Consider the following 14,929-nt stretch of genomic DNA (forward strand, 5'->3'; position numbering starts at 1 on the left):
GGTTATACAAAAGATTTTTATATTTAATGACTTGGGAAAATGCAAAAAAAGCTGCGCACACTAAAAGGCGCAGCTTGGGAGAAATATTCAATACACTATTTGGACTAGAAAATTAATAAGCGAAGTATTCTCGCTCAGGTGATTGGGCTAAATCTTCCAATGTTCCATATTCGGTATCAATGAGGAAGTGATCGCTTGCTTCGCCAGTCGCAAACTTATCTAAAATGTAAAAAAGTGAGCCAAAACGTGAGCGGAAAAGTTCGCCAGCATTTAAACTACTTGTATCAGTAGCATCATCAACTAAAATATCGCCTTTAAATTCAGAAAGTTCACGACTAAGCATGCCATACTCGGCTAGGCGCTGTTCATCGATATCTCTAAATGCTAGCTCATCAGCATTACGCAAACGATAAAAATCAGTGGCTAAATCAGTCCCTGTCCAGGTTTCTAAGCTATCTAATGTTACGCCCATTTGCTCGGCTTTAATGCTTGCTTTATCGCTCGCAGTTTCCCACTGAATTTGGGCTTGCTCTAATTGAGTTTCAGTTAAGCGACATCCAAGTTCATCCCCTAATAAGTAACTCATTTCACAAACTGTCAAACTAGTATCAATTTGCGATAGGATCAGCATATCTTTACCATTCATATTAAAAATCATAGATTTAATATCATCAGGCCATTCACTTGGTAGAAAACGTAAACGTGTCAATTCCTTAATATGCCAGTCGGTTAATTCATAATAATTCTTTGACGTTAAAATATCTTTATTCCAAATCGAGTCAGAGCCTGAAGAGACAAGGTATTCATATTCTTCTTCATAGTGCTCAAAAAGCTCATCAAATCTATCCACATCACTGATAACTGCAGTTTCGACTTCTATTTGTGAATCTGGTTTTAAAGAGAGGATCTTATAAGCGGGTATATAACCAGCTAATGATGGGGCTTGGATATTAAACAAGGTGTAAGTTTTACCATCCTTTTGATATTGCTTCACCCCTGTATCATTAAAATGCATATGCCCGCCGACATGTACAGTTAAGCCTGTTGTCGCTAAAGCTTCACTGGTCGAACTGTCTGGTACACGACTTAATTGGAAGTTTCCTTCACCGAAAATATCTTCAATGTCTTCTGAAGCGCCATTGTAGAAGTCTGTCATAGGAAAATGGCTAAATGACAATAAGACTTTGTTTTGTGCTTTTGCTCGTTGCACAACATCACTAATCCATTCAATAACTTGCTGTTTATGGGTTAACATTAAGTTATAGCCTGCACTACTTGAACCATCATAGTCATTCGGATTGTCTTCACCACCGGTCGAATCTTGTTTCGGGCGATACACATTTGCATCAATCGCCATGATCCAGACACCTTCAACTGGCTCGACTAAATATGTTGAATCAGGCACCATAGAACAACTTGTGTAGTCTTCTTTTTTATATTCTCCACCTGTGCCTTGATAACAAATTTCATACATACGATTTTGATATTCAGCCTCTACTTTTGCTTGTGCAAATGAGTAACTACTTGAATCTTTATTTACGCTATAAGGAGTTTCATAATAAAGATAGGATTCATCAGGATATAAGCCAAAATCACCCATAAGAGACATGACATTTTCATAGCCTAAATGCTCAATTTCTTGTGTGCAAATGGTATCTAAGCCAGCAGGGTTTGCAATCGTTGTCGTCGCTTCGGTGTAACCTGTACATTCATTTTTACCATAACTATATATAGCTTGATTTTGTCCGCCTTGACCAAGAAAATCAGACTTACCACCTGGTTGATTGAAAGGACGAACGGGATCATGGTTGCCTGGTGCAGCAAAAAACACTAATCCATGTTCTTCTTCATATTTTTTAAATATATCAACTAATCCGCGTAAATGTACGGCTTGGCCGTCATCACTAAAATCGCCAGGAAGTGCAACATATTTTATTCCTTTTGCGACTACGTCATCTAATGCTGCTAATAAAGCAAAGTAGTTCTCATTAAATAAACGGGTAGAGTTCATTTGTGACAACATTGTACGAATCGTTGCGTTTTCGCCACTTTTACTATTAGGTAAACCTTGAAATGACCCATCTTCAAAATCGCCGTATACATCATGAAAATGTATGTCAGGCATGAAGGCAATTTTTAATGATGAGCTGGGATCTGTAACGACGACTTCACCATTATCGACTTCTTCAACTTTGTCTTCTGTCGTTTTAGTTTCATCATTACAACCAAATAGTGCCATTGTCATAGCAAGGGGAATATAAGTGCGAAAAACTTTCATTACAACTCCATGTGATATTAAAAATTCGGATGGAGTCTAAATGGCAAATGTTACAGAAATTGTATTTTTATATTGCAAATATGAAATTAACTTATTGGTAAGAACTCTTGATACACACAAAAAAAGCTGCGCACACTAAAAGGCGCAGCTTTGGCTTAACCATGATAATAACCAGATGGTTACCTATGGGGAGAGGTGATGATATGGAGGGTATCAATCATCTCCATCAGTGTAATTATCATGGGTATTCTCTAGCTTATAGAATGTAACTTTGGCGTAGTCGTCGTCATCACTGGTATTATCTTGTAAATAGACGCCGGCCTTGAAGTACATGTAATTGCTTGCATCATCATAGCCACTCTCAGCCATGCTGATTTCCTCATAGCCGATTTGCTTGCCATCTTGGGTAATCGTGACTTTTAGATCGTCGCCATCAACTTCAATGTCATAAGAGAATTCTTCATTGAGCGGGATCCCATCACTTGGATTTGACGTATCGTTTAAATCGCCATTAGATTTGACCATATCACCGACTAGGTTGTACCAAGTTTCATCGCCACCATCAGATTTAGAGGTTTCATGGGCAAAGTAAATGGCACCATTTTTATTGTCAGGTAGTTTGTGATAGTACAAACGGATCGGCTCATTGCTTTTCGCATGGATCTGACCAACCACAAGACGTCCAACTTGTGTTTCATCATCTGATGTTGTGGTGACATGGTTGATTGCAAGGGTCGCGCTTAGCTTGCCATCAATGCCGCCAAAATCTTCTTGGTCATCACTGTCTATGCTCGAAAATGCCCAGTTATTGCCCTTGCCGCTGGTTGAATATGAGGTATCGCCGCGGCGTAGCATTTCGCGCAATTCGGTGCGTACAAATTTAGTGCTATCAGACGTTTTATAGCCTTTGACAGGGGTGTAGAAGACCATGCCGCCATCGGTGCCGGTATAGAAAAACTCATCTTCATAACTTGCAGCAAGTTCATTTTCTTTAATTGAAGTGGCAAAACCATCACCTTCATCAAGTGGCACGCTTAAATACCAATCGAGTAAATCAAAGTTACTGGATGGTGCTTTTGATGCATCCAGATCATGATCAGAGGATGATCCCTCAACTTTTACTTCAGTGATATTTGTCCAGTCGCTGCCCGCCGTATTATTAAAGACTTTGATGCGGATCCAACGTGCTTGGACATTGCCAAGATCATAGCTTTCAAAATCTGTGGTCGAGCCAGAACTGTTGCCGTAATAAACTTTATCCCAAGTGTTACTGGCGTCATCGGTTAAGGTGCGAATTTCAAATTTATTGCTTTGTTGATCGCCACGCCCCCAAGCAATCTTTACGTCTGAAACGTTTTGCACTGAGCCTAAATCGAGCACTAAGTTGACTTCACTGCCTTCATCGATGGCAGCCCAACGAGAAGACCAATCTGTGTTGCCATCGATGGCTTTGGACGCTGGGTAACTTGGATGCGCACCGCCCCAATCGCTAGCCTCGACAATGTCTAAGGTTTGCGCTTGGGTTGCCATGCTGCAAGCAATTAAGCTGGCGAGCGTGCCGACTTTTAAATATTTCATGTATTTCACCTTTGTTTTACTGGATTAAAAGAAGCGGTAAATCAATATCATGCCTTCAAGCAACGTTTTATATTGCAACCACTTTTAAATAGCAGATGAAGCTCTGCCTTATAGGTTCGCCTGTTGCGTCAACTGCGTTAAATAAAACGACAGATTATGCAGCAAGCGAGCATTTTTATATTAGTGATTGATTATTATTATAATTTAATAATACAAGCCAATTGGATTGGTTAAATTGTGAGCGATGTTGTGTTTTTACATCTTGGGATTTTTACGTTTTTTGATTTTATTAAATATGATTTTTTGCAGGGAATGTATAGCGATTAAATTAACACTAGCAAGTTATAGATTAATGGTAGTTATTTGGAGGGCACAAAACAGATAATAAAAAGCCCCTAACAGCGAGGTTAAGGGCAATTGGGGTAATGCTTATAATGGAATCTATTTATAAATATATGCGTTCACGAGGTTTTCTAAAAATTCTTGTTGTCCTGAGACGCGTTGTGGATCAAGGTTTTGCTCAACAGCATACTTAGCTAAGCTTTCAAGTGAATAATCACCGGTTAGAATTGCTTGACCAAGACCTTGATTCCAACCAGCATAGCGCTTAGCAACATACTCAGAAAGTTTGTCATTTTCGAGCATTTTTGCTGCATTTTTAAGTGATAATGCCATAGTATCCATACCACCAATGTAGCCGTGGAAAAGATCAGCGCCATCAATAGACGGTCTACGAACACGGGCATCAAAGTTCAAGCCACCAGTGGTAAAGCCACCCGCTTTTAAGATTTCATACATGATTAATGTATTTTCTTCGACACTATTTGGGAACTGATCTGTATCCCAACCCAGTTGTGGGTCGCCACGGTTTGCATCGACAGAACCAAAGATACCGAGTGAGGTTGCCGTAGCAATTTCATGTTGGAAACTATGTCCTGCCAGCGTTGCATGGTTCGCTTCGATGTTCACTTTGACTTCTTTTTCAAGGCCAAAGTCTTTTAAGAAGCTATAGACAGTTGCCGTATCATAATCATATTGATGCTTGGTTGGTTCTTGTGGTTTTGGCTCAATTAAAATCGCGCCTTTAAAGCCAATTTTATGTTTATGTTCAACGACCATTTGCATCAAACGACCAAGTTGCTTGCGCTCTTGACGTAAATCAGTGTTAAGTAAGGTTTCATAACCTTCACGACCGCCCCACAGCACATAGTTTTCACCATTTAGGCGTTTGGTTGCTTGCATCGCATTAAAAATTTGAGTTGCTGCATAGGCAAATACTTGTGGATCTGGGTTGGTTGCCGCGCCTGCCATAAAGCGTGGGTGGTTAAAGGCATTCGCCGTGCCCCATAATAACTTGACTCCTGTTTGCTCTTGTTTTTTCTCAAGAACATCCACCATATGTGCAAAGTTTTCAACATATTCATGCAAAGACTTGCCTTCGTATGCGACATCTACATCATGGAAGCAGTAGTAAGGAATGGTCAGCTTTGAAAAGAACTCAAAGGCAGCATCCGCTTTTTTCTCTGCCATGCTTTGGCTAGTCTCACCCTGCCATGGGCGCTCAAATGAACCTGCACCGAAAATATCAGCGCCCGGCCAACAGAATGTGTGCCAGTAGCTTGCTGCAAAGCGAAGATGCTCTGCCATGGTTTTACCAAGAATGACTTCATTTGCATTGTAGTGACGAAATGCAAGTGGGTTTGTAGACTCAGTGCCTTCATATTGGATTTTATTAATACCTTGGAAATATTCTTGCATGGTTATTATTCCTTATTTGCGAAGATTGAGTTTATTTAAGGTTATTTTTTTTACTCTCGCAATTACGAAAAATTATTAGTGGATTGTCATATTTTGTTTTGAAATTAAACTTTCGATTGGAATCACAATAGCTAAAAAACGTAATTTAATTATCATATTTCACAAATGTGACTTATATTTTTTTGACTATGATGAAAGGGCGTGAAACATAAAATAAAAAGGATAATAATATGCAAATAATAAAGCTCTCTCGGAAAGAAAAAATAGCTTATGGCTTAGGTGATATGGGGTGTAATTTTGTATGGCAAACCGTCATGCTCTTCTTAGCTTATTTCTATACTGATGTATATGGCCTCTCTCCTGCTCATATGGGTACCATGTTTTTGCTTGTGCGATTTATTGATGCGGTGACGGATCCTATTATGGGTGGGATCGTTGATAGAACCCAATCGAAACATGGTAAATATCGTCCTTATCTACTTTGGATTTCAGTTCCATTTGGTCTTTCATGTTTGATGGTCTTTTTCACGCCTGATGTTGGTGAAGTCGGAAAAGTTATCTATGCATATGTTTCTTATATCTTTTTAACCTTGATGTATACAGCAATTAATGTGCCGTATTGCGCAATGGCGAATACCTTAACCAATGATTCAGACGAAAGAACATCTCTTCAATCGTATCGTTTTGCTTTTAGTACGATAGGTGGCTTAATTGTGGCACTCGTTGCATTACCATTAGTGTCTGTAATTGGGCAAGGGGACAAACAATTAGGCTATTTAGGCGCTATGTCCATTATGGGCGCAGGCGCAATTGTCTTATTTTATTTATGTTTTAAAAATGTAAAAGAAAAAGTGTCAGTTGAACCAAATAAGAATTCAACTGTGAGTCAAAATTTAAAATCATTTAAACAAAATAAAGCATGGGTCATTATATTTGTAGCTAATGTTATTTTATTAGCAGGTGTTGTCTTAAAAGGTGGTTCAACGCTTTATTATGTCAATGAAGTGATGGGACGAGAAGATCTTGCAACCTGGATGATTTCACTCGGTATGGTTGCTAATATTATTGGTGCTTTTATTTCACCAATTGTTTTAAAAGGTTACGATAAAGTATCTGCTTATCAAGTTCTGATTGCTATTTCGGGCATTCTTTCTTGCATTATTTATTTCCTTCCACCAACAAATGTCTTGTTGATCTTTAGTTTTGTACTTGGTTTAGGCGTGATTCAAATGATGACCACTCCACTTCTGTGGAGCATGATGTCTGATGTCGTTGATGATGAAAAAACTAAAACTAGTCGTAACATTAGTGGAACCGTTTTTGCGAGCGCTTTGTTTGCTATCAAAATGGGCATTGCATTAGGTGGTGCACTGCTTGGTTGGATGCTGGCTTTCACTGGTTATGACGGGCAACTCACAAGCCAACCTGATGCAGCATTAAATATGATCAACTTACTCTTTAGCTTTATTCCTGGCGTCATTTTTATCAGCCTGGCTGGGGTGATGCACTTTTACCCGTTACGTAAAGCTGAACTTGAAAAAATTAAAGCCTTGCTTGAGTTAGAAGGCAAAGAAACGAATCAAAATAAAAAAGAAACCTTACACCCTGCAGAATTAAACTAGAGGTCGTTTTATGCAAGCTTATAAAGATAGTCAACAGCCAGTTTCAGTACGTGTCCAAGATTTACTTGAACGTATGACAATGGAAGAAAAATTAGCCCAACTTGGCGCACAGTGGTTGTATCTAGATCCGCAGGGAGAACACAAGTTTCGTGAATTAGAAATGAGTGATTCGGCCCAATCGCTAACAGTCAAAGAAGCGCTAAAAAATGGACTTGGGCAAATTACGCGCCCACTTGGGACAGCTCCTGTCGACGCCAAAGAAGGAGTCAAAGCGCTGAATCAATTACAAAAATTCTTAGTGGAAGAAACTCGTTTGGGGATCCCTGCGTTATCTCATGAAGAAAGCTTAGTCGGGCTTATGGTGAAAGGTGCAACACTTTTCCCATCGTCGCTTAATTATGGTCACACTTGGGATCCAGAGCTTATCGAAACTGCAGGCCAAGAGATAGCGAAAGAAGCGGCGATGATTGGTGCGAAACAATGTCTTGCGCCAGTGCTAGACGTGTCCCGCGATGTACGTTGGGGACGCACAGAAGAAACGCTTGGTGAAGATCCTTACCATGTTGGGGTGATGGCAAGTGCATATGTCAAAGGGATCCAAGGCAAAGATAGACAAATGCTTGCGACCTTAAAGCACTTTGTTGGTCATTCATTTAGTGAAGGTGCCCGCAACCATGCGCCGGTGCACCTTGGATTTAAAGAGTTAAATGATACTTTCTTATTGCCGTTCGAAATGGCGGTTAAACAAGTCGATGCAGCGTCCATCATGCCGGCTTATCATGATATTGATAATGAATCTTGCCATGCATCAAAGCATTTATTAACGAAAGTACTGCGTGAAGATTGGGGCTTTGATGGCTTGATTGTCGCGGATTATGGCGGTGTGGAGTTGCTTGCCAGTCACCATGGTTTGGCGCAAAACAAAGCTCATGCGGCGGCGCTTGCCTTTAATGCAGGGCTTGATGTGGAATTACCAGACAGTCAATGCTCATCGCAATTGCAAACGGCGCTAGAGCAAGGCTGGATTGAAGAAGAGGTGATCAACCAAGCAGTGGCAAGAGTTTTAAAATTCAAATTTGAACTCGGGCTTTTTGAAAATCCATATACAGATGAAAATAATATAGCGCTGCAAGCTGAATCTGCCAAAGAAGCAGCTTATCAAGTGGCGCAAAAATCTGCTGTATTACTAGAAAATAACGGCATCTTGCCACTTTCGACGCAAACTAAATTGGCCTTGGTGGGCGCAACTGCAGACGATCCGCTGGCGCTACTTGGTGGCTATAGCTTCCCTGTACACTTAATTTTAAGTGGCCTCACAAGTTCGCTTGAAACCTGCCCAAGTTTGCGCACTGTGCTGGAGCAAAGATTTAGCACAGTAAATTATCATCAAGGTTGCGAGATTTTAACTGAGCGTAACCCTGATGCGCCTGTTTTTCCAGGGGATGTGGATTTAGCCATTAATCAAGATAAAGAATCACCTATTTCGCAATCTCGTGAATACTTTGAAGCGGCTAAAGCGCAAATCGAACAATCGGATGTGGCGTTAGTCTGTGTCGGAGATTTAGCCGGCTTATTCCAAACCGGAACCATAGGAGAAGGCTCGGATGCAGATAGCTTGAATTTGCCAGGTGTTCAGCAAGAGCTGATTGATTTAGCGCTAGATTCTGGCAAACCTGTGGTGGTGTTAGTGACTGGTGGTAGGCCTTATAACTTGGGCCGAGCAGAGCAAGAAGCTGCGGCTATTTTGTATGCTTGGGCGCCAGGGCAAGAGGGCGCACGCGCGATTTGCGATCTCTTAACCGGTGAGGCTGCACCATCTGGACGCTTAACTTTATCGATTCCTAAAAATGCGGGAGCTGTGCCGTATTACTATAACCATAAGCTAAAAAGTAGCGGCACACCGATTGCGTTTCACTTTGGCTCAAAATATAACTTTGGTTATGGCTTAACCTATACTGAGTTTGAGTATACGGATGTAGCGTTACTTACTCCTACAGTTCAAATGGATGACGATATTCAAGTGCGGGTGAAGGTGAAAAATGTTGGCTCACGTGCAGGTTGTGAAGTTGTGCAATTGTATGTTCGTGATGTATTAGCAAGTTTAGTTCGTCCAATTCGTGAACTAAAAGGCTTTAGCCGTGTGGAACTTGCGCCGGGTGAGGAAAAAGAAATCCTGTTTAGTTTACCAACGGATATGCTTAATTTCACAGATAGTTCACATCAACGTATTGTTGAGCCGGGTGAATTTGAAATAATGATTGCCAAGTCTTCAATTGATATTGTGAAAAAATTAGATGTAGTAGTTGAAGGTAAAACTAAGATCTTGGGGAAAGACTGGGATATGACATGTGAGGTAACTGAAGTTTAATTTTATAGTATGAAGTAAGCCTTACTTATTATTTAGGTAAGGCTTTTCATATATTTATTCAAATTACTTATGGCTGTTCGCGAAACCCCTTAGGCGTCACAGCTAACTCTTTTTTAAACACACTATACATATATTGAGTCGACGGATAACCGCAAGCTTGAGCGATTTCATTAATAGGAAGCTTAGTGCTTTTTAATAAGTGACAAGCTTGCTTGAGTTTTGAGAAATGAATTTCATGGTGGATCGAGTGCCCAAGTGCATCCTTAAAACGAGTTTCTAAATTGGAGCGTGAAATTTTAACTTGATCGAGCACTTGCTCCACCTTGATCCCACGACAGGCATTTTGGCGAATAAAGTGCATCGCTTGGATCACATAAGAATCGGTAAGGGATTGAAAATCGGTACTTTGGCGCTCAAAGACTTGAGTCGGCGGCACAACTAAACGTGGTGGGATATTGTTTGTTGTGTAATTTGGTTTTTCATCTAGCATTAATTGTTGATCAAGCATTTTTGCCGCTTGATAGCCCATCTCTTGGCAACCTTGCCCAACCGAACTTAACGACACACGACTTAAATAACGAGTGATCTCTTCGTTATCTATGCCAATCACAGCGACTTTATCTGGCACCATGATCCCAAGTTGGGCACAAACTTGTAAAAGGTGCCGCGCTCTTGAATCTGTGGCAGCGATGATACCAATTGGGGTTGGTAAGCGTTCAATCCAGTCAGCCAAACGATTCATATCATGGTGCCAATTTTCTGATTTGGTGTCATTACCACGAAAAGTAAGGCCAGTGTAACCTTGTGACTGGGTTAAGTGAACAAAGGCGTCGAGCCGCTCTTTTGCCCATTGATAATAAGGCGTTTCAGGAAAACCATAAAAGGCAAACTGCTCCAGTCCTTTGGCTTTTAAGTGTTCTAGTGCAACGCTTACTAACGCATGGTTATCGGTTGCAACATATGGAAATAGAGGATAATCCTCTTGATTCGCATAAGATCCGCCCACCCCGACAACAGGGCAGTTTAGATGCTGGACTGCAGCGAGAATATCTGGATTATCGAGGTCGGCAATCACACCATCACCTTGCCAGTTTTTGATATTCTCAAGGTTAGTGGTGAAGTCATCTTCGATGTAAATATCCCAATTTGATTGGTTAGCGTGAAGGTACTCCCCAATTCCTTCGATCACTTGTCTATCGTAAATTTTATTGGCGTTAAACAATAAATTAATTTTATAAGCTTTATTCATTATAGGTTTTCGCTTTAATTTTTTGTGTGCTTGAAAGATATGCACTTTATTCAAAATTCTCAAGACCTTAGTTCAAGATCGTGACATCAGGCGCAAATATAAAATCTCTCAAATACATAACGAAAAAACGTAATTGCACCAAGAGTACCCCCCATTCAGTATAAATCATCGGCTAAGGAATTTGCTAAAAAAGGAGCAAATCATGTATTTAGGTATAGATTTAGGCACATCTGGCGTTAAAACTATTTTGATGGATAGCCTAGGCAAACTAGTGGCGAGTCAAAGTGCAGCCCTTGAGGTATCTTCACCACAAGCTTTATGGTCTGAGCAAGATCCTAATGCATGGTGGCAAGCGCTCACACAAACCATGGATGCGTTATCATTGAGCCAAGATTTATCTCAAGTCAAAGCGATCGGCTTATCAGGGCAAATGCATGGCGCAACCTTGCTTGATGAAGAAGGAGAAGTCCTTCGTCCGGCGATTTTATGGAATGATGGACGCAGTTTTCTTGAATGTGAAGAGCTTCAAGCAGCGGTGCCAGAGGCGCAGGCGATCACGGGTAATTTAATTATGCCTGGCTTTACAGCGCCTAAACTTAAGTGGGTACAAAAACATGAACCTGAAATCTTTGCCAAGATAGATAAGGTATTGCTGCCAAAAGATTATTTACGCTACAAGCTTTGCGGGGAGTTTGCTTGCGATCTATCCGATGCTGCGGGCACTTCATGGTTAGATGTTGGCGCGCGGGATTGGTCGGATGAAATGCTTAGCGCAACAGGGCTTTCACGCGCGCATATGCCAAGTCTCTTTGAAGGCAGCGAAGTCACTGGCTATTTAAATGCAACACTGGCAAACCGTTGGCAACTTAAAAAAGTACCAATTATTGCAGGTGGTGGTGATAACGCTGCTGGCGCCGTTGGTGTTGGGATTGTCGCACCCAATCAGGCAATGCTCTCACTTGGCACCTCTGGGGTATATTTTGTTGTCACTGATGGTTTTGTGTCTAACCCAAAAGAAGCGATGCATAGCTTTTGCCATGCCTTGCCATCACGTTGGCATTGTATGTCTGTGATTTTAAGCGCAGCCTCATGCCTTGATTGGGTGTGTAAATTGACCAAGTATTCCGATGTCGGCAGTATGCTTGAAGCGCTCACACAAAGTGATGTCAAGCAAACCGACGTGATCTTCTTACCGTATTTATCTGGTGAGCGCACCCCGCATAATAATCCAAATGCGCAAGGTGTGTTCTTTGGCATGACCCACCAAACAAGTGATTTGGATTTAATTCTAGCCGTGCTCGAAGGTGTTGGCTTTGCATTGGCGCAAGGGGTAGAAGTGGTTGAAAGAGCAGGTGTGTCCCCTGAATCAATTAGTCTAATTGGTGGCGGTTCAAAAAGTGCCTTTTGGCGTCAAATGCTTGCCGATATTATTCAAAAACCGCTTGAATACCGTGAAGGTGGCGATGTTGGCCCAGCACTTGGCGCGGCGCGTTTAGCCCAATTAGCAATTGAGACGGATAAAACCTTAGCGCAGATTTGCGCGGCGCCAGAGCTGGTTCAAAGGCATGAGCCGGATCTTAAAAAAGCCGCAGCGTATCAAGTTAAATATGCAGTATTTAAAGATTTGTATCAGAAGATTTGGGGATAATCTCGCTTATAAATTAAAAAGGCTCACTTGATAGTTATTTATCAATTGAGCCTTAAATTAATCGTTGGATGTTAGCTTAGAGCCTAAGGCTTTTGCGCCAATGCTTCATCAATATCTTTCGCACTATGACGCTCATCAATGCCATCCCATGGGTTGTCGGCAAATGGGCGGTTGACGATACGGCCACGTTTGACTGCTGTGCGTTCGTCCATTTCTTGTGCCCAACGAAGCACATGCGTGTAACTCTTCACATCTAAAAACTCAGCTGCGTTATAGGCGCGGCCAAGCACCAAGTTGCCATACCAAGGCCAGATCGCCATATCCGCAATCGTGTACTCATCGCCAGAAATAAAGCTATGTTGAGCAAGCTGCTTATCAAGCACATCTAGTTGACGTTTTGCTTCCATCGCAAAGCGGTTGATTGGGTATTCAAACTTCTCAGGCGCATAGGCGTAGAAATGACCAAAACCGCCGCCAAGATACGGCGCAGAGCCTTGCAGCCAGAATAACCAGTTTAAAGTTTCGGTGCGCGCGGCGAGATCTTTTGGCAAGAAAGCATCATATTTTTCAGCTAGATAAAGCAAAATTGCGCCAGATTCAAACACACGTAGCGGCTCATCTGTGCCGGCAGAATAATCAAGCAATGCAGGGATTTTTGAGTTCGGGTTGATTGCCACAAAGCCAGATGAGAATTGATCGGAATCGCCAATTTTAATTGTAAAGGCGTCATATTCTGCATCTTTACCTAGTGCAAGCAACTCTTCGAGCATGATGGTGACTTTTTGGCCGTTTGGCGTGCCCATTGAATGCAATTGAAGGCCATGTTCACCTTTTGGGAGATCACGCTCAAAACGTGCGCCAGAGTCAGGACGGTTGATGCTGCCCCAAGTGCCACCGTTTTCAGCTTCCATTTTCCAAACTTTAGGTGGGATGTATGTATCAGTCATATCTGTTCCTTTTATGTGTAAGCCCAGGTAGTTATAAACCAAAGTAACGATAAACTAAAGTGCTTATAAACTAGCGTATTGACACCTTCATGCTGCCTCAAACTTGGAGAAATAGCAATTTCTCAACTCGCATATCTAAGTTGCGTTTTTTGCATACGTCACTTTTTTTATGGAATACTTAATAATAATGTGGTTATATTCTGGCTTTTTAGCTAGGAAATTAAAGATTCTTATAATCAGTGTCAAATAATTATATGTTGAATATAAGTTAATTAATAGTAATTATCTGTTGGTGTTTTTATTAATATTTATTTGTCTTTTATATGATATTAAAACATGTTTTGTATTAAATTTTAATGAATGAAAAAAAAGCATGATTAAAGTCATGTATCATTCATTTTTATATGTAACTAAATATGAAATACTATTATGATTTGCAGCATCCGACTCAGCTTAAATATGATGAACCATAATGAATAATTGTCTTAAATATATTGCACTAACCGGTGTCGTCATTGCTCCTTGCGTTCAAGCGCACACCGCCACGCCTTTACGCTCATACTCCCAATCTCAGTTTCAATCAACTAGCTTATCTATGCAGCTTCGCTCAGGGTTGGCACCAGATTCAAGTGAAATTTATACCACTATGAATGCATCCAGTGTCTGGGGGGAAGGGGATGATTTTCATATGGATTATTATCAAAACCAATGGATGGTCGGAAGTCTTTGGAAAATTAATTCACGTTGGGCAATGGATTTATCCTATCAGTTAGGTTGGACTGGAAATAACCACTTAGATAATTTAATTATTGAATTTCATGATTGGTTTAATATTGACCAAAATGGCCGTGATGATGTCGCTGATCATCAATTTAATATTGATTCAGATAATTATAATTTTCATTTAAATGATTTTGAAGATGAGCGCACAGTGAGTGCTTTTTCTTGGTATACCCAATATCAAATTTATCAAAGCGATGAGCATGGTTTAAATATAGGTGTGACGCTTTATTATAATGATGTCGGCAGTGGCCCGTTTGAACGCAGCACATTTGAGCAGCAAGTACAGTTAAATTACACCTATCTTACTGGAAAGCATGCATTATTTTCAAGCCTTGGGGTATCCAATAAAGATGATGAAACCTTTTTAGATAAGGCTGCAGATGAGCAGGACGTCAATATACACGCAAGAGATATGACGATTGATTTTGCTTTAGGCTATAGCTACCGCGTTGCGCAAAATCATGAGTTACTTGCAGAATATCACGGTTATCAAGGGAACTTAAAAAAGGTCGAAGACTTTGAAAACTTTACCAATGAAATCACCTTGGGGTATCGTTTCTCACATCTGAATTGGCAGCTAGAATTTGCATTGACCGAGAACTTTATCAATATGGATAATTCGGCAGACATTAGCTTTAATGGTGGGTTTCGTTACTTCTTATAATTTATACCTAAGTGACCTAAGAATATTATTTTTA

9 protein-coding genes are annotated in these 14,929 nt (G+C 40.8%); 4 read left to right on the forward strand and 5 right to left on the reverse strand.

What is annotated here, in order from left to right; genetic code table 11:
• Positions 1–112 precede the first annotated feature (112 nt).
• The 3 genes from AC2VOY_RS13570 to xylA form a co-directional block, all read right to left on the reverse strand.
• Positions 113–2,278: a metallophosphoesterase gene (locus tag AC2VOY_RS13570; protein WP_491833104.1), complete on the reverse strand. Its 2,166-nt coding sequence runs from the start codon at positions 2,276–2,278 to the stop codon at positions 113–115.
• A 213-nt stretch (positions 2,279–2,491) separates the two neighbouring features.
• On the reverse strand, positions 2,492–3,856 hold the full coding sequence (locus tag AC2VOY_RS13575) for a polysaccharide lyase family 7 protein (protein ID WP_491833105.1): 1,365 nt from the start codon (positions 3,854–3,856) through the stop codon (positions 2,492–2,494).
• A gap of 441 nt (positions 3,857–4,297) precedes the next feature.
• Positions 4,298–5,614, reverse strand: a complete 1,317-nt coding sequence (gene xylA, locus AC2VOY_RS13580; protein ID WP_491833106.1) for a xylose isomerase — start codon at positions 5,612–5,614, stop codon at positions 4,298–4,300.
• Between the two features lie 230 nt (positions 5,615–5,844).
• Here xylA and AC2VOY_RS13585 point away from each other — a divergent pair, with 230 nt between their 5' ends.
• Together AC2VOY_RS13585 and AC2VOY_RS13590 are read left to right on the forward strand one after the other, a co-directional pair.
• Positions 5,845–7,236, forward strand: a complete 1,392-nt coding sequence (locus AC2VOY_RS13585) for a glycoside-pentoside-hexuronide (GPH):cation symporter (protein ID WP_491833107.1) — start codon at positions 5,845–5,847, stop codon at positions 7,234–7,236.
• A gap of 10 nt (positions 7,237–7,246) precedes the next feature.
• Positions 7,247–9,604 carry a glycoside hydrolase family 3 N-terminal domain-containing protein gene (locus AC2VOY_RS13590; RefSeq protein WP_491833108.1) on the forward strand — a complete coding sequence of 786 codons (2,358 nt, stop codon included), beginning with the start codon at positions 7,247–7,249 and terminating at the stop codon, positions 9,602–9,604.
• Between the two features lie 67 nt (positions 9,605–9,671).
• Here the strand turns inward: AC2VOY_RS13590 and AC2VOY_RS13595 are convergent, their stop codons facing one another.
• Positions 9,672–10,853, reverse strand: a complete 1,182-nt coding sequence (locus AC2VOY_RS13595) for a XylR family transcriptional regulator (RefSeq protein WP_491833109.1) — start codon at positions 10,851–10,853, stop codon at positions 9,672–9,674.
• Between the two features lie 202 nt (positions 10,854–11,055).
• Between AC2VOY_RS13595 and xylB the strand changes: the two genes are divergently transcribed.
• The gene (gene xylB / locus AC2VOY_RS13600; protein WP_491833110.1) at positions 11,056–12,501 is read left to right on the forward strand and encodes a xylulokinase; all 1,446 of its coding nucleotides are present in this window, start codon (positions 11,056–11,058) and stop codon (positions 12,499–12,501) included.
• Between the two features lie 83 nt (positions 12,502–12,584).
• On the opposite strand, the gene yghU is transcribed toward xylB, so the two are convergent.
• Complete coding sequence (gene yghU, locus AC2VOY_RS13605) at positions 12,585–13,448, reverse strand: glutathione-dependent disulfide-bond oxidoreductase (RefSeq protein ID WP_491833111.1); 864 nt, start codon at positions 13,446–13,448, stop codon at positions 12,585–12,587.
• Positions 13,449–13,920: 472 nt separating this feature from the next.
• On the opposite strand from yghU, the gene AC2VOY_RS13610 reads away from it, so the two are divergent.
• Positions 13,921–14,895, forward strand: coding sequence for a DUF3187 family protein (locus AC2VOY_RS13610; RefSeq protein WP_491833112.1), 975 nt, complete (start codon positions 13,921–13,923; stop codon positions 14,893–14,895).
• The last annotated feature ends 34 nt before the right edge of the window (positions 14,896–14,929 follow it).

The organism is Vibrio sp. KMM 9700 (assembly GCF_058545285.1).

Coding starts and splice junctions, on each gene's coding strand:
- xylB (WP_491833110.1), top strand. CDS start 11,056: ATGTATTTAGGTATAGATTTAGGCACATCTGGCGTTAAAACTATTTTG.
- yghU (WP_491833111.1), bottom strand. CDS start 13,448: ATGACTGATACATACATCCCACCTAAAGTTTGGAAAATGGAAGCTGAA.
- AC2VOY_RS13590 (WP_491833108.1), top strand. CDS start 7,247: ATGCAAGCTTATAAAGATAGTCAACAGCCAGTTTCAGTACGTGTCCAA.
- AC2VOY_RS13575 (WP_491833105.1), bottom strand. CDS start 3,856: ATGAAATATTTAAAAGTCGGCACGCTCGCCAGCTTAATTGCTTGCAGC.
- AC2VOY_RS13570 (WP_491833104.1), bottom strand. CDS start 2,278: ATGAAAGTTTTTCGCACTTATATTCCCCTTGCTATGACAATGGCACTA.
- xylA (WP_491833106.1), bottom strand. CDS start 5,614: ATGCAAGAATATTTCCAAGGTATTAATAAAATCCAATATGAAGGCACT.
- AC2VOY_RS13585 (WP_491833107.1), top strand. CDS start 5,845: ATGCAAATAATAAAGCTCTCTCGGAAAGAAAAAATAGCTTATGGCTTA.
- AC2VOY_RS13595 (WP_491833109.1), bottom strand. CDS start 10,853: ATGAATAAAGCTTATAAAATTAATTTATTGTTTAACGCCAATAAAATT.
- AC2VOY_RS13610 (WP_491833112.1), top strand. CDS start 13,921: ATGAATAATTGTCTTAAATATATTGCACTAACCGGTGTCGTCATTGCT.